The following is a 20370-nucleotide window of genomic DNA, read 5'->3' as shown; positions in this document are numbered from 1 at the left end:
GGCGTTACTCCGTAGTGGCGGTTTTAGCGCCGAGACTGGCGACCCAGCGAAGAATCGCTGCGACCACCTCATACAACTCTTCTGGAATCGGCTTGTTTTCTGCGACCTTGTGCAGCATCCGCGCGACCGGTGGATTGGCGACGATCGGAATGCCGAGCTGCGCAGCCTGGCGGCGCAGCAGCAGCGCTTCGTTGTCGAGCCCCTTGGCGATCACGACCGGCAGCGGGAATTCGCTCGGGTCGTAGCGCAGCGCGACCGCATAGTGAGTCGGGTTGACGACCACGACGTTCGCGCGCTTCAGGCCCTTGCTCGGCGCCTCGCTCGCGAATTCGCGCGCGAGCTTCTTGCGCTCGCCTTTGACTTCCTGGTCGCCGTCGTTTTCCTTGGCCTCGCGCTTGACTTCGTCCTTGCTCATCTTCTGTTTCTTGGTGAACTGCATCTTCTGCAGCTTGTAGTCGACCGCGGCGATCACGATGAACACGCCGAGCGCGGTCGCGAGCACTTTCTGCACGACGGTCCACAACACGTTGATCAGCTGCGGCAGCGGCTGGTCAAGCGCGCTCGCAACCACCGGCATCACCGAGACGATCGTCGTCTTCATCACCGCGAGGATCACCGCGCCTTTCACGGTCATCTTCGCGAGGTCGATCAGCGAACTCGACGAGAAGATCTTCTGCAAACCCGACGACGGGTTCACCGCATTGAATTTCGGCGCGATCGCCTCGAACGAAATCATCATCCCGACCTGCGGCGCGAGCGCGATGATCGCGGCGAACAGCGAGACGATCGCGACGCCGCAGACCATGCCGATCGCGTGGCCCGTCATGTCGGCGAGCGTCACGTATAGATCGTCCATCGAGCGTGGCCCGCTCATGAAATCGATCGAACTCTTCAGTACCGCCCGTAACGAATCGGTGAAGAAGTGCTCGCCCGCCTGCAACACCAGGATCATCGAACCGAGGCACGCGACTTCGACGATGTCCGTGCTCTTCGCGACCTCGCCTTTCTCGCGGGCCTTGCGAAGTTTCTGTTCTGAGGGCTCTTCGGTCTTGTCGTCGCTCATCTCTGCCAGCGCGTCCTGTTGCTTCGTTTTCGGTCAGCAGCGGACTGTGCCGCCATATAGAGAGAGACGGTATCCGTTCGGCTTCGCGCGCCGGGGCGCCGATGCGAAGACCCGGCGAGGCGTGCGAAGCAACGCGGCGGTCCGGCTGGCGGGCGGCTGTCAGAGAGTGGGAGCGCCCGCCGGCACGCCCCGAAACCCCACGTCGGCCCCATCCGCCCGGTCGCTTCGCAAATCTGTGTGCGACTTCGTACCGGATGCGAGACGCGAATCCGCTGCCGCGTACTCTTTCGATGAAGCCTGGTGATGGGATGCCGGGCAGGTAAAGCCTTCCGCCAATCTTGGATTTCCTGGGGAAAAGGAATGGATGATCAGAGGGAACACGCGAAATGCTCGCCGGCGGTGCTCGGTTGTCTCGTCGACCTGGTCGGCGCGGCATTTGGCGCGAGCGACGGGGTGGCGACGAAAGTCGACGTGGACGACATCGAACAACTGGTAGACGTACTGCACGTCCTGCGGCCCGCGCGTACGGATTTCGAGTTTTTCGACGGCTGGCTGTACATGCTGCGCAAGGACTGGCCGGAAGCGGAGGCGGTGTATCGCCGCCTCATCGAGCGCTCGGTCTGCCTGCCGGCGAGCCACGGGATGCTGCTGCAGTGCATGCGTGCGGCCAAGACCTTCGGCTGGCAGGACGATGCGAGAAAACTGCTCGAGGAATTCGGCGACCACGAAGTGGGGCGTCTCGCCCGCACCTTTCTCGCGAACGATGACCTGCAGCAGGCCTACGAGACCGCGCGCCGCACGGGCAACTTCGTGGCGCCGGAATCGGTCGGCGAACTCGAGCAGGAAGCCGCGTCGCCGGAGCCGCGCGCCAGCGCCGCGCGTCCGTTGACGAGCGACGACATGATGATGTCGATGCAGTACATCCGCATCTAGCCCACGCGATACACGTTAAAGCAACTGAACTTCACGGGAGAACGGACATGGACCTCGCGATGATTTCGCATCTTCAGCAGATGAATCTGGTGCCGCAGAGCGCGGGCGTCGAGGCGCCCACCGCGACAGTGGACCAGGCGGACCGCTTCCAGACACTGATGGCGCAGGGTCCGTCGGCGCCGCCGGTGGAGAGCGTGCCGGAGCATCCGGATCACAACATCGTGACGAAGGCGGCGAGCGAACAGGCGGACTACTACCGTCAGGTGCCGAACGACGTGATGTACATGACGCAGCACATGAGCCAGATGTCGCTGCAGCGTATCGCGGCCGCGAACATGACGGTCCAGCTGGAGGTCGCGAGTCTGAACGCCGATCTGCAGGTGAAGATGGCCGCCGTGACTTCGTCGAAAGACGCCGTGCAGACCTTGATGAAGAACCAATAACATGAAGCCCCTCACACGTCATCTCGTTCGCGGCGGCAAGCTGGTGGCCTGCGTCGCGATGGTGGTCGCGCTCAGCGCGTGCCAGAAGGAACTGTACGGGCAGCTGAGCGAGCGCGACTGTAACGAAATGGTCGCGGCGCTGGTCCAGTACGGCGTCGATGCGCAGAAGAGCACGCCGGACGGCGGCAAGACCTGGTCGGTCAGCGTCGACGAGAAGCAGCTCGTTCATGCGATGGAAATCCTGCGTTCGCGCGGCATTCCGTCGAAGAAATACGACGACCTCGGTTCGCTGTTCAAGAAGGACGGCCTCGTGTCGACACCGACCGAAGAGCGTGTGCGCTTTATCTATGGCCTGTCGCAGGAACTGAGCGACACGCTGTCGAAGATCGATGGTGTGGTCGATGCGCGTGTGCAGATCGTGCTGCCGAACAACGACCCGCTCGCCGAATCGGCGAAGCCTTCGTCGGCGGCGGTGTTCATCAAGTACCGGCCGGACGCGAACGTCGAGGCGCTGACGCCCGCGATCAAGAACCTCGTCGTGCACAGCATCGAAGGGCTGACCTACGACCAGGTCAGCGTGACCTCGGTGCCGGCGGATCCGCTGACGCTGCCGGCGGTCGCCGCGCCGGGCAGTAGCCCGCTCGCGTGGGTCGCGCTTGGACTCGGCGTGTTTCTGATCGCTCTCGCAGGCGTGCTGTTCCGCTGGCGCGACGAGATCATCGGTCTGACGCAGGGCAAGCTGTCGGGGTTGAAGAAGCGCGCACCGAAAGCACCGAAACCGGCGAAGGCCGCTGCCTGAGCTTCGACTACTGAGCGGTATTGGGGAATCACATGAGCGACGCTCAGGCCATCGACGACGGCGAGTTTGCCGACGACTTCGGCGCCGCGCTCGACGAAGCGGCGCAATACGTACCCGACGTACCCGACGCACCCGACAGTGAGGCGGCACAGCCGGCCGACGCCGGTGCGTCTGATTTCGACACGGACATCGACCCGGAAGTCGAGGATGATGCCGAAGCCGACGATCCGCTCGCCGGATTGAAGCGCACGCTCGCGGCGAACGTCGTCGACTATCACCAGCGCCGCCGCACGCTGTTCGACTGGATGCATCCCGCGCGCGTCGCCACGCTGCCGTATGCGGCGCTGCTGCACGCGGCGGTCGGCACACGCGGCGCGAGGCTCGCCGAAGCGTTTCTCGCGAGCATCGGCGCGGCGTCCGCCGGACTCTCTGCATTCGACGACGACAGCGCGCGGCTCGTGCGCCTGCCGGTGCCCGACTGCCTGAGCCTGTTCCGGATGCGCGCGCTGGTCGAGCACGTCTACGAACTGCGTCTGTGGATCGACCGGCCGCGCCGCGCGCTGCTCGACGAATGGCTCGGCCCGCACCTGACCCGGATGCTGCTCGCGCAACGCGGCAGCCTCACGGCCGGCCGGCCGCTCGACGGCGAGACGTCCGGCGACGCGCTCGCGTGGCGAGGCTTCCGGCTGTTCGAGCGTGACTGCGGCTGGGACGTCCAGCACCCGATGATGCTGTTGCAGTTCGCATTGCCGGACGAGATTGCGCCTGCGCGTCTCGCCGCCGTGAGCGGTCGTGCGAAAGTGAGTAATGCCGGCTTGACGCTGGTTTCTCAACTGCCTGATTTATTCCCGACACGATCATGGTGATCTGGCTACGCAATCCGAACGCGCACGGCGAAAGCCAGGGGCAAGGTGTCGGCGTGAACGACGACATCGTTCGCGCCGAGGATCTGGCGACGCTGGTCGAACTCGACGCCGCGTACGCCGATCTGAGCCGCCGCTCCGAAGCGATGCTCGCCGACGCACGTGCGCAGGCCCAGGCCATTCTCGACGCGGCCGAGGCGCAGGCGGACGAACGGATGGCGCAGGCGCAGGAGATCTACAACGGCGCGGCGCAGCAGGGCTACGAAGCGGGCCACGAACAGGCGCTCGCCGACTGGCACGAACGCAGCCTGCGGATGCTGGCCGAAGGACCGTCGATCGGTGAGCGGCAACGCGACCGGCTCGCGCAGCTCGTTGCGCTCGGCGTCGAACAGATCGTCGCGACCGCCGATCCGGCCGCGCTGTTCCGCCAGGCCGCGCAGACCATCGACCGTATCGTTGCCGACGGCAGCCCCGTGAAGGTGAGCGTGCATCCGGACGATTACACGACCGCCGCCGCCGCGTTCGACGCGGTCGCACGCGAATGGCGCGAAACCGGGCGCTCGGTGAGCGTGCAGGTCAGCACCGATGCGCGGCACGAGCGCGGCACCTGTGTGTGCGAGACCGATCTCGGCGCGGTCGATGCGAGCCTGCCGCAGCAACTCGCGGCGATTCGCGCGGCACTGTCGCGTGCGATCGAGAGCATGCCGGTGGAGGAATTCGAAACGGCGCCGCAGGACGAAAGCGCAGCGGCTTACGCCGATGCCGACGATGCAGACACGCAGGCCGAAGCCGACGCGTATGGAGACGTCAACGACGCGCAGCCCGAACAACAACGTGTCGATCCACACAACGGTCACGACGCAGCGATGCTCGAACCCACGCTCGAACCCGACCTCGAAGAGCAGGACTTCTTCGCGGACGCGGTAGCGAGCGTCGAGCACGCACACGAAGGGCACGACATACACGATGCTCACGAACCGGCCGTCGAATACGCGGCGGCCGAACCGGATCTCGCCTGACCCACGCTTCATTGAGGACTTCACCGAGGACCCCCGCACCATGACGACTTTCGACACCGCCACACGCCCCGCTGCGCCCCGCGCCGACGACCACTTCGACTTCATGGCCGATGCGATCGAGCGCGAGCTGCGCGCCCGCGCGCGGCCGACGCCGGCCGGCAAGGTCCAGGAAGTGATCGGCACGCTGCTGAAAGTGGGCGGCCTCGACGCGACGCTCGGCGAGCTGTGCGAACTGCGCTCGCCGCAGGGTGAACTGCTGCAGAGCGCAGAGGTGGTCGGCTTCTCGCGCGACATCGCGCTGCTGTCGCCGTTCGGGCGACTCGGCAGCATCTCGCGCGAAACGCGCGTGATCGGCTTGAAGCGGCCGCTTGCGCTGCGCATCGGCGACGGGCTGCTCGGTCGCGTGATCGACAGTCTCGGTCAGCCGATCGACGGCAAGGGCGAACTCGTCGATTGTCCGGAATTCCAGGCCGTGTACGCCGATCCGCCGACGCCGATGAGCCGCCCCGTGATCGACAAGCCGATGCAGACCGGCGTGCGCGTCGTCGACGGGATGATGACGCTTGCCGAAGGGCAGCGGATGGGCATCTTCGCGCCGGCAGGCGCCGGTAAAAGTACGTTGATGGGCATGTTCGCGCGCGGCGCGCAGTGCGACATCAATGTGATCGCACTGATAGGCGAACGCGGCCGCGAAGTGCGCGAATTCGTCGAACACATTCTCGGCCCGGAAGGGATGGCGCGCTCGGTGGTGGTGTGCGCGACGTCCGACCGCTCGTCGATCGAACGCGCGAAAGCCGCGTATGCGGCGACCGCGGTGGCCGAGTACTACCGCGACCGCGGGTTGCGCGTGCTGCTGATGATGGACTCACTGACGCGCTTTGCGCGTGCGCAGCGCGAGATCGGTCTCGCGATGGGCGAGCCGCCGACGCGGCGTGGTTTTCCGCCGTCGATCTTCGCGGAGCTGCCGCGTCTGCTCGAACGCGCGGGGCTCGGCGTGCAAGGCTCGATCACCGCGTTGTACACGGTGCTCGCCGAAGATGAATCCGGCGGCGACCCGATCGCCGAGGAAGTGCGCGGGATTCTCGACGGCCACATGATCCTGTCGCGTGAGATCGCCGCGCAGAACCGCTATCCGGCGATCGACGTGCTCGGCAGCCTGTCGCGCGTGATGACCCAGGTGGTGCCGCGCGACCACGTGCAGTCGGCCGGGCATATCCGCCGGCTGATGGCGAAGCACAAGGAAGTGGAGTTGCTGCTGCAGGTCGGTGAATATCAGAGCGGCACCGATCCGCTTGCGGACGAAGCGATCAACAAGATCGACGTCATTCGCCAGTTCCTCGGCCAGGAAACCGATCAGCTTGTCGATATGAATCTCACCGTCGACATCCTGCATCAGATCGCGCGGGCGTAACCGTCACGCAACCGCGAAGGAGCGCAGATGAAAGATCGCCGGGTCGTTTCTCTCGAACGGGTGCTGTCGCGTCGCAAGACGCTCGACCGCAAGCTGAACGATGCGCTGCTCGTGCTGCGCGGCGAGCGCCAGGCACTCGAACAGGCGGTGACCGAATGCCGCGATGCGGTCGATCGTCAGAGCGAAGTGCTCGCCGAGCAGGACCGCAAGGTCGACGAGATGATCGGCGGCGCGTTTCGTCCCGACGAATTCCTGCGGCTGCGCGAGCATCAGGTCGATATGGCGAACCAGCACACGATGCTGCAGCAGAACGTCGCGCGTGCCGAATCGCAGGTCGCGGGCAAGCAGGCCGAGATCGACCAGGGGCGCGCGAAGATCGTGCAGAACCGCGCGCGAATCGATATCTACGGCAAACGGCGCGACAAGCTGCGCCAGGCAATCGAAATAGCAATCGAAGATGCGCAGGACGAGGAGGCGTCGGAGAACCGGCGGCCCGGTCCGCGGATGTTCTGATTTCTCCGCACTTTTCTGGAAGCGAAACCACGATGAGCGGCATCAGTTATAACGCAATCGAACTCAGCCACCATCTGGTCGGCTACATGATGTTGCTCGCGCTGTGCAGCGAGCGTCTGCTGGTGCTGATGATGGTCTTCCCGCCGACCAGCGAGAACATGATCCAGGGCCGCGTGCGCACGTCGCTGTCGCTGCTGTGGGGCGCGTTCGTCGCGTATGGGCAGCACGGATTGCTCGATCAGCACACACCGCTCTTTCTGATCGGCGTCGGGCTGAAGGAGGCACTGATCGGCGTCGGCCTCGGCTTCGCGGCATCGACCGTGTTCTGGGCCGCGGAAGCGGTCGGCACCTACGTCGACGATCTGACTGGCTTCAACAACATCCAGATGACCAACCCGAGCCAGGGCCAGCAGACCTCGCTGATCGCGACGCTGCTGAGCCAGTTCGCGATCGCCGCGTTCTGGCTGCTCGGCGGCATGATGTCGCTGCTCGGCGCGGTCTACCAGTCGTATCAATGGTGGCCGGTCGACAACCTGGCGCCGATCGGCGGCCAGATCATCGAGGCGTTCGTGATGCACAAGACCGACTCGCTGATGGAGATGGTCGCGAAGCTCGCGACGCCGATGATGCTGTTACTGCTGCTGATCGACATCGGCTTCGGCTTTACCGGCAAGGTGTCGTCGAAGCTGAACCTGAGCACCCTCGGGCAACCGATCAAGGGCGCGCTGACGGTGCTGATGCTCGCACTGCTGACGAGCGTGTTCATCGACGAGGTACGCGGCCAGCTGGCGCTCACCAATATCGCCGCCGAAGCACACGCAATTGCGCAAGGCAACTGAACAACACGATTTTTTTGGGGACTATGACTTGCGTAACCTACGGGGGTAGTGATGGATGGACTGAACGGGATGGCCGATGACAGAAACGGCGGTGGGGATCATTGGCACGGCGGCATGACGGGTGATGTGATGAGCAGTCCGCCGAACGACAAGGGCGAGTTGCTGAGAGGCATGCTCGATCTGCTGTGGGCCGGTGCGCAGCTCGACCGGCTCGGCGATCTGCACGATCTGCTCGATGCACTCGTCGTGCTGCGGCCGGGCACCGACGACGATCGCGTCGTGCTCGCGTGGTGGCATGTGCGCGCGCGTGCATGGAGCGATGCGCTGCGCGAACTGCGCCGGACCGAACGCTACGGCGAACTGTCGTCGCTTGGGACGGCGCTGACGGCGGTGTGCCTGTATGCGTTGAAGGATCCTGCGTGGCGCACGTATGCGTACGCGGCGGCGTATCAGTCGGACAACGCGCTCGCGACGCGGACCGCGCTCGCGTTGCTCGCGGCGCCGGAAATCGAGCCGTTCGATGGGGATGTGGAGGAACGCGAGGAGCGGGAGGTGAGGGTGCTGCCGGTTTGACGCTGTTCGCGGTCGGGTAGAAAAAAGGAGCCGGTTTATTCAACCGGCTCCTTTTTTTTATGCAGCGCCGACGCGCCGCACGCTCGTCATCACGACGGCGGAAACGCCACCCGCGCCCGGCTGCTTTCCGACGAATACGTCTTCTGCCAGCGCAGGAAGAAGTCGAGCCCCATGTCTTCCGACGTCTTGCCCTTGCTGCGCACCGTGGTGTTCTTGACCGACCAGCTCGCGCGATAGGACAGGATGGTGTTCATCATGTTGCGCGCGTCGGTCGCGGCCTTCGCATCGCCCTGTTTCAGCGCCAGCGCTTCCGCGCCGCGCAGCCCGTCGATCACGCCGCTCATGCGCGGCTGCATCTCGTACTTGATGTTGAACTGCAGACTCGAATTCGAACCGGCCCTGCGCAGATCGGCTTCGAACTTCGACAGGATGTCGGCCGCGATCGCGCGGCGTTCGGGCGTATCGACCTCGTCGGTCTTTGCGCGTGGCAGCGTGTCCATGCAGCGCTGCAGCCAGTCCTCGCGATACGTCTGGACCTCGACGAGCAAGTCCTTCGGCGTGCCGTAGGTGCGATCGACGGCGTGGCCCGTTAGATCGCCGATCGGAAAACGTGTCGCGCCGTTCTTTTCGAAGTTCGACACGATCTCGCGCGAGATCTCGATCAGGTTGCCGGTGAGGTTGATGTGCGCCTGGCCGGTGCCTTTACCGTCGGCGCCGATGTCGCCGATCGCCTGCTTGTACGGCGTCCCGATCACACCGATGTTCGCCGACGCGTTGATCCGCTGCCGTGCCTGGCTGCTGCGGTCGTGCACGGTCTGATGCGCGTAGCCGGTGCGCTCGGTTCCCTGCTCGGCGGTACGCTCGATCTTCAACGAGAATGGCGTCACCGATGCGCCCACCGACAGATGATGCCCCGGCGTGCGCGCCCGCGCGACTGCGCTCACATCGAACGACCCCTGATTCGTTTGACCCTGCTTCTCTCCCGATGCGACGAGCGTATCGGGACTCAACGCGAAGATCGCTTCCAGCGGGTCGGCAAACGGCTGCCCGTCTTCCGCAAATTTGGTCTGATCGGTGTCCCAGCGCAACATGATGTCCAGCAGTTTCAGATTGGCGTCGATCGCTTCCTGCTCCTTGCGCACGCCCATGTCGTCCTTGCCGCGTAGCGTTCGCAACGACGTGTAGATGGTCTTGGGCCGCGACGCTTCGAACTTGGCCGAGCCGGACGGCGCAGTGACGGTCGCGATGCCGACTTCGAGCCGGTGCCCGACGGTGACCTTCGCATCGTGCAGGCGCGACACCGTGCTGCCGACCATGATTTCCGATGCGAACGTCGGGTTCTTGAACTGGATGAAGCGCTCGTTCTTTTCGGCGTAGAGACCAAACGATGCACTCATCGGAAACTTGGGCACGGCCGGCAGCAGCGGAATGCCGGCGCCGAGCGTACCGCCGCTCGTGACGGTGACCTGATCGCGCAGGCGCAACGTTTCGAGCATCGGCCGGAAAAACGCTTCGACGTCGTCCTTCGATTCGAACCGTTTCATTTTCGCGAGGCGCACCTGCTCGTCGATCTTCGGTGTGCCGGCCGCGCCATCAGCACCGGCAGCACCAGCAGCAGGTGCCGCGAAATTCTCGCTGAGTATCGTCATCGACGACGCCATCGCTGCTTTCGTCCCGTCGGAACTTGTGCTCAGCTCCGTCTCGAGCGTCTTCAACAGATCGGTGACCGGCACGCGTTCCTGGTTGAACAGCGCCTCGATGGCGGGCGGCAGCGGCGCGACTGCGCTCGGATTCGGCTTGGTCAGCTTGCGCGAACCGATCGCAGGCCGGGGCGGGTAGAGCAACGCGTGGACAGCCTGGCGTATCTTCGTTTTTTCGGCCGGCCCGAGATTCGCATCGTAGATGCGCTTCGTGTGGTTGAAACTCGGCGCACTGATCGGGGTCGTCAGACGGCTGATGATCGTCGGGCTGCGTTTCTCCTGACCGACGTAGTCGCTCAACGCGACTAGCGTGGCGGCGAACAGGCGATCCTTGTCATCCGCTCTGTCCTGAGCAGACGGCGGCAAGGACGGCGTCGCGGCGTTCCGCGGATCGGGTCTGCGTGCTGCCGGCAACTGGTTGAAATGGACCCGCGCTTCCTTACCTAGTTGCTCGAAGGCCGTCATGATGCTGGCCTCCGCGCGCGTCTTGGTCGTGTCCATCCCTTGCGCTTCCATCTGCTTCTGCGCAAAGCTCAGCGTCTTCGGATCGAACAGGGTGGCGGCCTTCGCGGGATGGAACGAAGTCGGCAGCAGACCGGTGTTGTTGTTTTCTCCGATCGTCGTGGTCACGTTCAGCAGATTCTGGTTGCTGAGGTCGTAGTCCGATCCCTTCGCATTCGACAGGAACCCGTTGCGCACCGCGTTGAACGCCGCCTGGTTTTTGAGGGGCAACGCGGCGGTATCGAAAACCGTTTCTTCCTTTGTGTTGCGCACCACGTGAGACGCCACGTTCATTGCGTTGCCCAGCCACGTCTTGACGTTGTCGTCGGTTTCCGCGCTGCGCGCCGCGTGGGCCATCCAGTAAGCCTGGGTTGCCTCGACCTGCCCGCGTTCCAGCGGCTTGCCGTCGGGCGGCGTCGATGCGAGGTTGAGCACTTCGATGCCGCGGGGTATCTGCGCCATCAACTGCGAGAGCTCGGCCATGTGCGCGCTCGGTGCAGTGTGTTCGACCGCGCTGGCGCCATCCGTGCCATCCGTGCCACCGGTCGCCGGCGGTGCGATCCAGTGATTCAGCGGATGCGAGGTCAGCTCGCCGAGGAGTCGATCGGCGGCCTGCGCGTCGCTGCCCGTCACCACGGCCAGGGAGCGCGAAATCATTTCCATCGCGGCCGCGCGCGGCAATACACGTTCGCCGCTGACGTCGTCTTCGGGCAACGCTTCGGCGAGCGTCTGAAGTTTCTTGACGAGCGATGCGCCTGCCGGTGTGGCGAGATGCTCGGGATCGAAACCGGGTGCGGTCGACGCGATCGCCTGCGTGCCGATCGTGCTCAGTTGCTTCTCCAGCTCGCGGTTCTTTTCCAGTTGTGCCGTGCTGGCCGTCAGCTTGTCGCCGATCGCTTGCGCGGGACTGTCGAGTCCGTTCGCAGCAGTGTTCAGCTTCGTCTGCAATTTGCCGAGCCGGTCGATTTCCTGGTCGATGTAGGGCGTGAATTCCGTCAGCGCGCGTGTGGCGTCTTCGGCGGCTTCACGACACTGTTCCAGATCTTCGCCTGCGTCTTTCAGCGCGGCTTTGACGGCGTCGAGTTCGCGCGCGAGACTCTTCGCGTGATTCGACAGTGCGGGCACGCTGTCGCGTCCGCGTTGCTTCTGAAGCCTTTGGCCGGCGCTATCAAGCTGCTGGCCTGCGCTGTTAAAGAGGCTTCGGGCATGGGCCACCTCGTCCGGGCTCACGGTGTGGCCGGCTTGCATCCGCGCTTCGAGCTGCGTGAGCGCATCGAGTGCATCGTCTGTCGCACCGACGGCCTGCGTCGCATTCGACAGCGGCACACCGCGATTTTGTTGTGCTTTCTGGAGTCGCGCCTCGAGCTGCGCGACCAGCGCCGTGGCATTCGTATGCAGCGTCTGTGCGGACTCGAGATTCGCCGCCGTCAGCAACTGCTTCTCGGCGATCCCGTTCTTCGTGCTCACCAGGTTGCCGATGATCTGACCGACGTCGGTATTGTCCTTTCCCAAATCGCTGCGCAACTGCGCGATCTGCGTGTCGACGAACCTGATCTTCTGGTTGACGAGATCCGTCGACAGCACATGCACGCCGACGTCGAGCATCGAGCAGATCGATGCGCTTGCGCGCAGGTCGTCTACTGCACCCTTAAGCGTCTTGTGTGCGTCTTCGAGTTGCGCTTCTTTCGTCTTGACGGTGTCGGCTGCGGTGGCTGGATTCGCTGGAGCCGCGCCTTCCTGTGGTTGCGCGCCCGTTGCGCCCTGGGCTGCCTGCTTCGCTTCGTCCAGTTCGCGCTGCGCCGTTTGCACGTTTCTGATCGCGTCCTCGGCAGCCGCACTGTGTGTCGCGAGCTGGCCTAGCATCTTCGTCTGATTGCCTTCGATCTTGCCTGCGTCGACGTCGCGATCACCTTTGGTTTGCGCGGTCTTCTTCGATGCGGTCTTATAGGCAGGGTCGCCCGCCATCAATTCGCGAGCGGTCTTGGGTTTCAGCACATGACCCATGCCGGGAATGACGAGCAGCGCACGCATCGCGGCCGATCGCTGCGGACGCTCGTTCGTGCCCGGCAGTTCTTCGAGCGTCGTGTCGAGTATCGACTTGACCCGCTCGGTGAGTTCATGTGCCTGCTTCAACGAATCCGAGTGCGGATCGTCGCTGAGATCCGACTCGACCGATTGCTGCGGAAGCAGCGCGTTACTCGGCATGTCGTTTGAACGGCTCTTGCCGATACCGAGGATCCGGGTGCCGACGGTCGTCTGGCGTCCCTTGAAGTTCGCGCGCAGCGCGGCGAACTTGCCGGATTCGTTGTTCGAGGATTGCTTGACAGTCTTCAGGCCAGCGAAGGCCACGTTCTGATTTGCCTGCGTCGCGGATGAATTCGAACCAGGCGCCTTCGGAGCGGAGCCGCTCGACGGTGCGTCATTCGTGCGATTGGCATCGTCGGGTGCGGCGGTCCGGCGAAGAGAAGTGAAGATCGATGGCATCGTGCGACTCGGTACCCAGATGGTCTGAACTACGGTCGGCATCAACACGCTTCACGGATGCTTGCGCATTGATTGCCGATCTTGTCGGTGTATCAAGCGAAGCGGCGTGAATCCGGACACGCTGGTTCTTGGGTCGCACTAGAATTTTGGAGCGCCGCGTCGTTAAGGAAATCCTATATTTCGAATGTGACGTCCATTTGAATCGTGAGTGCAACGTGCGCTACACGACCCCGAACGCTACGGGTTTCTGGACGAAATTGCGCAATGCATGGAGGCGTCGTGCGACGCTCCGCGCGATTGATTATCGAGCGGCTTTTTTGCAGCGCGCGTGCAGGAGATCACGCATGAAGGCCGCGTGAATAACCGGCCATTCCGGCGAATGCATCGGCATGTCTTGTGGATTTTTCTTGCCTTGCGCGCGACGGATCGCGCCGACCGTCACGATCAGCGCGCTGCCTTCGGCACATGCGGAATAGCGGACGGAATCGATTGGGTGCGGTTCGGGTTGGGCGTCCTGGTTTGACTCTGTCGATACCGATGGTGCATGCGGTGCGATGCGTGTCGCGCAGGCCGCACGCAACGTGCGCAGCAACGGCGAGCCGAAGTTCATGCGCCAGATGTCGAACGACAATCTGGCGAGCGTCGCGGTGTCGCGAAACGCGGGTTGCTGCAGGAACGCGGGCGCGAGGGCCGTTGCGGTTCGCGCGAGCATGACCTGCTCGGCGCGCGTCGTGTGCACGCGATCGGGGCCAAGCCACACGCGGATCGATTCGGCAGACTGTGCCGCACGCAGCCATTTCCCGCTGCGCGTATGTTCGATCAACTGCACGACGACCAGATGGCAGAGCAGATCACAGCGTGCTTCGTCGTTCAGGCGTTCGGGTGCGGTCATGGTCTGATTGGCTCGTTGTCAGTCTTATGGATGCGCTGCTTCGATTGTTATCGTGAATGCGCGTTTATGCATGCACTGGATCGACGGCATGGGCATCATTCGCGAATGTGCTTCGATGCCCATGCCGTCGATCCGCGCCGGACACGAAACGCACGTCCGCTCGCGTCGAGCTTCGCGGACGTGCATAGGTGACGCGCGGGACATGATGCTGTCCCGCGTCGCGTCGACGCGGTCTACCGTCTCCCGCTTTTTAGCCCTGGACCAGCGCGAGGTCGGCGAGGCGCGACGCCAGTTGCGGATCGCTCGGCTTCTCGAACGCATTCATGAACGCCGAGGTCGCATCCTGCGCGCTGCTCGTGCCCTTCACCGCGTCGATTGCGCTCGAGTACGGTCCCGAGAGTTCCTGCTTCAGGTAACCGTAGTTCGCGGCCTGGCTCGACGGATCGAGACCGTGTGACGATGCGTATTGCTCGAGCCCCTGCTTGCGCGTGCCGCCCCATTGCGCGATGCCGTAGCCGTTCGCGTTGTCGTCGGCATTGTTGCCGCTCGGTCCGCCGATTGCGCCGCCCTGGTTGATACCCGAGTTCATGCCGCCGCTCTCGTGATACAGATTCGCGACGATGCCTTCGGCCTGCGGCTTCGTGAGGTTGAAGTCGTGCATCAGGTTCGTCACGTACTGCTGCGCGACCTGCTGGCTCTGCTGCGGCGTATTCGCGGTGGTCTGCGGTGCGGTGCTGAGACCCGCGGGCGGTGCGCCCGAGCTGCTGCCCGGCGAGGTCGTGGGTGTGCCGGTGGTTGTCGGGGTGTTGCCGGTTGCCGGAGCACCGCCGGGTGCCGGTGCGGGTGCGCCGCCAGGCGCCGGTGCACCACCTGCTGCGGGAGCGCCGCCCATTGACGGCATGCCGCTGCCACCGCCGCCGCCACCACCAACGGGCGGTGCGCCGCCACCGTCGGAGTCGCCGCTGCCGCTCGCGTTCTGCAAGGCCTGCTGGAACAGCTGCAGCAGCTCCTCGATGAACTGGATGATCTGCTGCTGGCTGAGACCGCCGACCGGGCTGTTGTTGCTGCTGCTGCTCGGTCCCGAAACGCCGCCGTATCCGTTCCCCGTACCCGAGAACGAACCGATACCGCTGCTGCCGTTCAGGTAGTCCATCGGGTTGGTCGAATAGGGGCTCGCCACCGCTACGCCTGCCATGGGTCTTCTCCGTTTTTGAACCTGCGTTGAGTGAGTAGCGGCTATGTGTGTAATGAGCCGCCTGTTCGGAGTCAATATAGGATTTGGCGGTGCCGCAGCCTGTATATCTCAGGAAGTTTTGTCCAGTAGCGCGAAGCGAATTTTGCGAAGGGGAGGTGGGCGTTGCGACGTGCTGGTGGTTGGGCAAATGATCGACGTTGTCGCGTCGATCGGCATGCGATGACGGGGTAGTGGGTCTGCGCGAATGCCGGCGATGCGCTACAAAAACGCCCGCAGAAAGAGAAACAGCGGAGCGCGGCGTGTGGCCGCTGCTCCGCTGTTATCGGTATGTATCGATGCGTAGCCGCGTCGTGCGGCCGCGCATCGGTTCCTGCGATCAGGTCGGTGCCGGCAGGTTGCCCGCCGTCAGCGTGGCCGAACCGGCCTTCAGCGTTTCCGTGCCGTCGCTGTTGTGCGACAGTTTGCCGCCGAGTCCGTTGAGCAGCATGCCGCCCTTGCCGAGCGCATCCTTCGCGTCGTCCAGATTGTCGAACTTGATCGAGCCGTCGGCCATCTGCTTGCCGATGTGCTTTTCCGAGCCGTCTTTCTGCGGCATGTACAGATCCGACGAACCGTCGGCCTGCTTCGGACCTTGCATCAGATCCTTGCCGCTGAGGCTCGAGCCGACCTGCAGCTGAACGCTCGACAGATTCGTGTTCGAGTTGCCCGTGTTCGTCGGCAGTGCGCCGGTCGTCGGCAGCGGGCTCGTGGGCGGTTGCTGCGCGTACATCTGTTGCGGCTGTTGTTGTGCCGGGAATTGTGCCGGCGTGTTCGACGCGCCGCCGCCGAGCGTTTGCATCATCTGTTGCAGTTCCGACAGCAGTTGCGCCGCGACCTGCGACGGCGAGCTCGCGCCGGGTTGGGTGGCGAGACCGATCTGCGGCTGGATGCCGGTGAATGCGCTGGCACCACCAGGCTGGTTCGACGAAACGGTAGTGGTAAGACTCATGGCTTGCCTCTAGCTAGGGTAGTTGATCAGAAGTGTGCTGCTGGTTATGTGGTGAACAGCGCTTCCACACACACAGAATATTGAATTGGCGCTGCGTCGTCGGGCGCGATGCGAAGCGTTGCACTACATCGCGAACGTCTCGCACGGCGCGTGTGTACGTAAGCGAACTCACGGTCCCATCTGCGCGCGCACCGTCATCGTCAGCGGGCTCCATTCGATCAGCGCGATGAAACCGTCCTGCACCGCGATCACGATCCGGCGGCGATACTCGTGCACGATCTCGCCGGGTTGATAGCGATGCGCTTCGACCCAGCCTTCCGCGCGCCGCACCGAGACGTGCGTCGCATGCAACGGCGCGAGGCATTCGATCAGCCCGCATGCGCGCACGACGCGCAACACGTCGGCGACCGGCTGGTTGAAGTCGAGCGTGCGCTGCTCGTCGCTCACGCGCGGCCAGTAGCTGCCCGGCGCTTGCGGCTTGCGCTCTTCCCACAGCCGGTGAAAATCGATCGCGACGCGTCCCGCGAGTCGCTGCGTCGCCATCTGCAGGCGTAGTTCGAGCGATTCGTGCGACTCGTCGTGCGACAGCGGAAAGCGCTCGATATCGAGCACGTCGCCGGTGTCGAACTCCGCCGCAATGCGATGGCAGCTTGCGCCCCATTCGGGACGCGGTTCGAGCAGCGCCTGAATCAGCGGGTAGGGGCCACGCCCTTCGGGTAGCGGCGATGGATGAAAGTTGATCGCATACGGAAGCGAACGGGTCCAGTCGGGAATCTTCCACGCGTAGCCCGCGACGATCAGCGCGTCGCATTGCATCGCCTGCAGCATCCGCAGATCGTCATCGCGAATGCGCGAGAGTTTCAGCGGCAGCTGGTGATGCTCGGCGCGCGCGATGGTTGCGTCATGGAAGTCGACCCTGTTGTCCACCGGAATGGTGAAGACCGCCGCCGGTTCCCAGCCCGACTGCACGAAAGCGTCGAACACGCCGATCCAGCGGTCGAATCCGGCGAAAGCGAAACGCATGGTTTCTCCTGATAGAAAAGTAGGGGTGATGCGAAGGATGCGCAGCGCGTGCGATGTGCCGCTGTCCCGCATGTGCGAGGATCGGCAGCGATCGCCTTTCGGTATGGCCGGGTGCGGTGAAGCGAGAGCACATACGATACGCCATGCGCATACCATGAACAGCGTACTGCCGTGTCTGCTGTGCTGATACGTATGTCCGAAGTTCCGTTCGCGCGCGCGAAGCGCTATGCATTAATGCATGAAGCGCGTCGCGCCGACGCGGCGAGATGGATAGCGCGCGCCCGAATTTTTCCGGACTCTGCTTGCTGTTCTACGAGGTTTGCTTGCGCAGTGCGGCGAGTTGGGCGGTGACGTGGTCGAAATCGTCCTGCGTAATCAATCCGCCGATAGCCTGGCGGCAGAACTCCAGCGACTGCTCCAGCGCCGGCAGTACCGCTGCACGAGTCTTCGGCGATGCATTGCCGTCGCTAACGGACTCGATCACATCGACTGCGTGGCGTTTCCAGTCGCATTTGCCCATTGCGTAATACGGCAGTAGTTGCGCGGCGGTCTGCAGAATCGGAGCGCGTGCGTCATCGGGGATGTCGCGTGTTCGCACGAGTACCTTGTCGAGGTTGCTGCCGGCATGCTCGAGCGATTCCGGCATCAGCGGGGCGCGTGTCTTGAACAGATTGGTTGCGAGCGACAGCAGCGTGCCGGACCGGCTCTGCGCCGGATAACCGTCGATCTGCTCTGCGAGTCGATCGAACATCCGCTGTTCATGCGACGGTTCGATCCTGTTCAACGTGCTGGCGATGACGCTCGTCGCCGCGGCGCGCGACGGTTCGTGCGGGAACCGCCCTGCGGCATCGAGGCAACGATCGAGCGTAGCGCCGGACAGCTGCTCCGGCGCTGCGTCGATCAGCGTCGTTATGCGGTGTGCGGTGCGCATCGTGAAGTCGACGTGATCTGCCGGCGAGAGTGCTGCGATGCGTGTCCTCAGTGCTGCGTGTGCGGGAATCGCTTCGGTAGACGACTGCGTTTCCGTCATCGCAAGCAGGTCGTCGAGCGAAGCCGTTGCGCAGAGGGCCTTGAGGGGCTTCAATTCGTCGAGCGCGCGGCTGTGATGTGCGCTCAGCGATGCCTGCGCGGCGACGAGGCCACTGACGTCGCTGTTACGCCGCATCGGAGCGGGTCGCGAAGTCTGCGGTGCGGGGGTGTTCAATGAAGCGAAGCGCGGGTCGGTTGCGAGGCTGTTCCGGCGCGCCGTGTCGGTGTGAGTCGACGGTGCGCTGGTGAATGCGTCGGGCTGCGGTGCGAATGCTGCTCTACCCGTGGGAAAAGAAGTGCCGGACATGATGGGGATCGACGCGGTTGAGCAGCGCGACGCCACGCGCGGTGGCGGTCGTGACGAACGGGAAGCATGCGGATGGAGGCGAACGACGGATTGTCCATCCGCACACGGAAATCTCCTGCGACGTTGCAGATTCGCGCCGACCGGTTCGGTACCCGACCGGCGCGAGTCCGCCGCGGAAAATTACTTGCTGTTGAGGATGCTCAACGCGTCCTTAAGGCCGTCGACCGCCTGCTGAGCGAGCGCCTTCGTAAATTGACTTTGCTGGTTGATCTTCGCCAGTTCCATGTCCATCTTGCGGTTTTGTTTTGCAGTGATGTTGGCCGAATCGAGTTCCGATTGCTGGTCCTTGTCCAGGTTGACCACCGGAGTGTTCGCGGCCATCGGATTGGTCGGATTCATATTCGTCTTGATATCCGATGCCATATCGGATGCGGCCGCCGCGATATGCTGGGGATTGAGTTTGGTTTTCGCCATATCGACTGCAGTCCCCGCTACGCCCTGCATCAACGAAGACCCCGTACCGAAGGCATCGCCGGGAATCTTGGAAAGTATCGAGGAGTCTTTTGCAGACGACATTCCGGGCGCTCCCGCGCCGGCATCTCTCATTTGCGTCGGAAGCATTGAGTGCCGCATGGAGGATACTCCGGTGCTTGCATCCTTCGCCTGCTGTTTGGGCGCGGATTGCAACATCGACAACGCCCCCCCAGGGACATTCGATATGACCTTCTTCGCCTGCTTCGCTATCGCGGGGGCAGCTTCAGAGGCCGCCTTATATAAGGAACTTAACCCTTTAAGTGCTGTGACACCCATGTTGATTCTCCTAAAGGTGGCGGCAAACCGCCTGAACAGAGGACGTTTCTTCCGAACCGGTCGGATTGGCCTACCTGATAAAACACTACGTCGACGCCGAGATCGCTACGCTACGAATGCGAAGCCGTGATCCGTTTCGCGAAGCTCTGCGCTGCGCGATGCACGGTTGCACACTTCACATCACGCCCGCATCCACGTCGGCGGCATCGGTGCAGCCGGCGCAGCCGCTGCAGCAGGTGCCGACCACGCAGCCGCTGCCGCAGGCTCTGCGGCACCCGCAGCCGGCTCATCCGCCGCAGCCCGCACGCTGCTATCAAGCTTCGCCGCGCGTTCAAGCAACCGCGTCCCGATGCTCGATGCCTCGCGATGCTCGCGCTGCTCGGCCGCCGTACGCGCATAGCTCTGCCACAGCGGGTCCTGCATGCCGAACAGGCACACGGCCATCAATGCGGAGTGCAGCGCGGAGCGCTTCGCTTCCTGGTCGTCGTCTTCGAGTACGCGCAATGCCTCGATCCACGACTGGCGGCGCAAGTAGCGCCATGCGACGACGGTGCCTGCGCCGTTCCAACGGGGCCGCAGCACCCGGATCGCGTCGAGCAGATCATCGAAGTCGGACAGATCCTCAAGCTGCGAAGCGGTCCACAGTACCTTGGTGAGGCCGCCCGCAACGTCGTCCCTGCATCCTGTGTCATTCACGATTTCGTCACCTGTGTGGGAGTTGCATTAAAAGACCGTGACACTCGCTCCACCTGCGCAGCCCCGTCTTCCCCGGCCGCTGCCGCAATGTGAGCACAGCCGATATGATCAGTGTGTCGCATCCGCTCCTGTGTCGAATCGTCCGATGCGAACGAATCGACTGCGGAGCGAAGGGGCGCTGTCACGATGCTGCTGGTGCACGCGTCCCCGGTTTTGCCGCGGGTTTCCTGCCGATCGGCCGATTGCCCGATACAAATGTTGCCGGCCCGGCAACGGCTACCCATCGGGT

General features: G+C 63.8%; 18 protein-coding genes. 9 read left to right on the top strand and 9 right to left on the bottom strand.

Going from position 1 to position 20370, the window contains the following annotated elements:
- Positions 1–4: 4 nt before the first annotated feature.
- Positions 5–1063 carry a type III secretion system export apparatus subunit SctU gene (gene sctU, locus E1748_RS03690; RefSeq protein WP_133645787.1) on the bottom strand — a complete coding sequence of 353 codons (1059 nt, stop codon included), beginning with the start codon at positions 1061–1063 and terminating at the stop codon, positions 5–7.
- A 360-nt stretch (positions 1064–1423) separates the two neighbouring features.
- Between sctU and E1748_RS03685 the strand changes: the two genes are divergently transcribed.
- From E1748_RS03685 to E1748_RS03645, 9 genes are all read left to right on the top strand, one after another.
- A complete protein-coding gene (locus tag E1748_RS03685; RefSeq protein ID WP_133645786.1) occupies positions 1424–1996 on the top strand; it encodes an HrpB1 family type III secretion system apparatus protein in 573 nt (190 codons plus the stop codon).
- 47 nt (positions 1997–2043) lie between these two features.
- A complete protein-coding gene (locus tag E1748_RS03680; protein ID WP_133645785.1) occupies positions 2044–2439 on the top strand; it encodes a serine kinase in 396 nt (131 codons plus the stop codon).
- A 1-nt stretch (position 2440) separates the two neighbouring features.
- On the top strand, positions 2441–3238 hold the full coding sequence (gene sctJ / locus E1748_RS03675; RefSeq protein ID WP_133645784.1) for a type III secretion system inner membrane ring lipoprotein SctJ: 798 nt from the start codon (positions 2441–2443) through the stop codon (positions 3236–3238).
- Between the two features lie 32 nt (positions 3239–3270).
- A complete protein-coding gene (locus E1748_RS03670) occupies positions 3271–4104 on the top strand; it encodes a type III secretion protein HrpB4 (protein WP_133645783.1) in 834 nt (277 codons plus the stop codon).
- Positions 4098–5120: a type III secretion system stator protein SctL gene (gene sctL, locus E1748_RS03665; protein ID WP_133645782.1), complete on the top strand. Its 1023-nt coding sequence runs from the start codon at positions 4098–4100 to the stop codon at positions 5118–5120. Before E1748_RS03670 ends, sctL begins: the two co-directional genes overlap by 7 nt.
- Positions 5121–5223: 103 nt before the next feature.
- Positions 5224–6531, top strand: coding sequence for a type III secretion system ATPase SctN (gene sctN, locus E1748_RS03660; protein ID WP_240766483.1), 1308 nt, complete (start codon positions 5224–5226; stop codon positions 6529–6531).
- A gap of 27 nt (positions 6532–6558) precedes the next feature.
- Positions 6559–7044, top strand: a complete 486-nt coding sequence (locus tag E1748_RS03655) for a type III secretion system protein (protein WP_133645780.1) — start codon at positions 6559–6561, stop codon at positions 7042–7044.
- Between the two features lie 32 nt (positions 7045–7076).
- Positions 7077–7883: a type III secretion system export apparatus subunit SctT gene (gene sctT, locus E1748_RS03650; RefSeq protein WP_133645779.1), complete on the top strand. Its 807-nt coding sequence runs from the start codon at positions 7077–7079 to the stop codon at positions 7881–7883.
- A gap of 69 nt (positions 7884–7952) precedes the next feature.
- Positions 7953–8456, top strand: coding sequence for an HrpB1 family type III secretion system apparatus protein (locus E1748_RS03645; protein ID WP_240766291.1), 504 nt, complete (start codon positions 7953–7955; stop codon positions 8454–8456).
- A gap of 89 nt (positions 8457–8545) precedes the next feature.
- On the opposite strand, the gene E1748_RS03640 is transcribed toward E1748_RS03645, so the two are convergent.
- The 8 genes from E1748_RS03640 to E1748_RS03605 all read right to left on the bottom strand — a co-directional run bounded on the left by E1748_RS03640 (position 8546) and on the right by E1748_RS03605 (position 20081).
- A complete protein-coding gene (locus E1748_RS03640) occupies positions 8546–13141 on the bottom strand; it encodes a coiled-coil domain-containing protein (RefSeq protein ID WP_133645778.1) in 4596 nt (1531 codons plus the stop codon).
- A gap of 301 nt (positions 13142–13442) precedes the next feature.
- Positions 13443–14033, bottom strand: a complete 591-nt coding sequence (locus E1748_RS31685; RefSeq protein WP_240766290.1) for a hypothetical protein — start codon at positions 14031–14033, stop codon at positions 13443–13445.
- A 250-nt stretch (positions 14034–14283) separates the two neighbouring features.
- A complete protein-coding gene (locus E1748_RS03630) occupies positions 14284–15228 on the bottom strand; it encodes a phage tail tip lysozyme (RefSeq protein ID WP_240766288.1) in 945 nt (314 codons plus the stop codon).
- A 376-nt stretch (positions 15229–15604) separates the two neighbouring features.
- The gene (locus E1748_RS03625) at positions 15605–16216 is read right to left on the bottom strand and encodes a hypothetical protein (RefSeq protein ID WP_133645777.1); all 612 of its coding nucleotides are present in this window, start codon (positions 16214–16216) and stop codon (positions 15605–15607) included.
- A 168-nt stretch (positions 16217–16384) separates the two neighbouring features.
- Positions 16385–17239, bottom strand: a complete 855-nt coding sequence (locus E1748_RS03620; protein WP_133645776.1) for a methionyl-tRNA formyltransferase — start codon at positions 17237–17239, stop codon at positions 16385–16387.
- Positions 17240–17549: 310 nt separating this feature from the next.
- Positions 17550–18575, bottom strand: coding sequence for a hypothetical protein (locus E1748_RS03615; RefSeq protein WP_133645775.1), 1026 nt, complete (start codon positions 18573–18575; stop codon positions 17550–17552).
- Between the two features lie 180 nt (positions 18576–18755).
- Positions 18756–19385, bottom strand: coding sequence for a hypothetical protein (locus tag E1748_RS03610; RefSeq protein ID WP_133645774.1), 630 nt, complete (start codon positions 19383–19385; stop codon positions 18756–18758).
- Positions 19386–19565: 180 nt separating this feature from the next.
- Positions 19566–20081: an HrpB1 family type III secretion system apparatus protein gene (locus E1748_RS03605; RefSeq protein ID WP_133645773.1), complete on the bottom strand. Its 516-nt coding sequence runs from the start codon at positions 20079–20081 to the stop codon at positions 19566–19568.
- Positions 20082–20370: the final 289 nt, after the last annotated feature.

The sequence above is a fragment of the Paraburkholderia flava genome (assembly GCF_004359985.1).
Classification (GTDB): domain Bacteria; phylum Pseudomonadota; class Gammaproteobacteria; order Burkholderiales; family Burkholderiaceae; genus Paraburkholderia; species Paraburkholderia flava.
This window is presented reverse-complemented; position numbering and strand designations above follow the sequence as displayed.

What these genes read in the sequence shown, in the direction of transcription:
- E1748_RS03680 (WP_133645785.1), top strand. Translation starts at nt 2,044, where the DNA reads ATGGACCTCGCGATGATTTCGCATCTTCAGCAGATGAATCTGGTGCCG.
- E1748_RS03670 (WP_133645783.1), top strand. Translation starts at nt 3,271, where the DNA reads ATGAGCGACGCTCAGGCCATCGACGACGGCGAGTTTGCCGACGACTTC.
- E1748_RS03630 (WP_240766288.1), bottom strand. Translation starts at nt 15,228, where the DNA reads ATGGCAGGCGTAGCGGTGGCGAGCCCCTATTCGACCAACCCGATGGAC.
- E1748_RS03625 (WP_133645777.1), bottom strand. Translation starts at nt 16,216, where the DNA reads ATGAGTCTTACCACTACCGTTTCGTCGAACCAGCCTGGTGGTGCCAGC.
- E1748_RS03685 (WP_133645786.1), top strand. Translation starts at nt 1,424, where the DNA reads ATGGATGATCAGAGGGAACACGCGAAATGCTCGCCGGCGGTGCTCGGT.
- E1748_RS31685 (WP_240766290.1), bottom strand. Translation starts at nt 14,033, where the DNA reads ATGACCGCACCCGAACGCCTGAACGACGAAGCACGCTGTGATCTGCTC.
- E1748_RS03615 (WP_133645775.1), bottom strand. Translation starts at nt 18,575, where the DNA reads ATGTCCGGCACTTCTTTTCCCACGGGTAGAGCAGCATTCGCACCGCAG.
- E1748_RS03655 (WP_133645780.1), top strand. Translation starts at nt 6,559, where the DNA reads ATGAAAGATCGCCGGGTCGTTTCTCTCGAACGGGTGCTGTCGCGTCGC.
- E1748_RS03640 (WP_133645778.1), bottom strand. Translation starts at nt 13,141, where the DNA reads ATGCCATCGATCTTCACTTCTCTTCGCCGGACCGCCGCACCCGACGAT.
- sctU (WP_133645787.1), bottom strand. Translation starts at nt 1,063, where the DNA reads ATGAGCGACGACAAGACCGAAGAGCCCTCAGAACAGAAACTTCGCAAG.
- E1748_RS03610 (WP_133645774.1), bottom strand. Translation starts at nt 19,385, where the DNA reads ATGGGTGTCACAGCACTTAAAGGGTTAAGTTCCTTATATAAGGCGGCC.
- E1748_RS03620 (WP_133645776.1), bottom strand. Translation starts at nt 17,239, where the DNA reads ATGCGTTTCGCTTTCGCCGGATTCGACCGCTGGATCGGCGTGTTCGAC.
- sctN (WP_240766483.1), top strand. Translation starts at nt 5,224, where the DNA reads ATGGCCGATGCGATCGAGCGCGAGCTGCGCGCCCGCGCGCGGCCGACG.
- E1748_RS03645 (WP_240766291.1), top strand. Translation starts at nt 7,953, where the DNA reads ATGGCCGATGACAGAAACGGCGGTGGGGATCATTGGCACGGCGGCATG.
- sctL (WP_133645782.1), top strand. Translation starts at nt 4,098, where the DNA reads ATGGTGATCTGGCTACGCAATCCGAACGCGCACGGCGAAAGCCAGGGG.
- sctT (WP_133645779.1), top strand. Translation starts at nt 7,077, where the DNA reads ATGAGCGGCATCAGTTATAACGCAATCGAACTCAGCCACCATCTGGTC.
- sctJ (WP_133645784.1), top strand. Translation starts at nt 2,441, where the DNA reads ATGAAGCCCCTCACACGTCATCTCGTTCGCGGCGGCAAGCTGGTGGCC.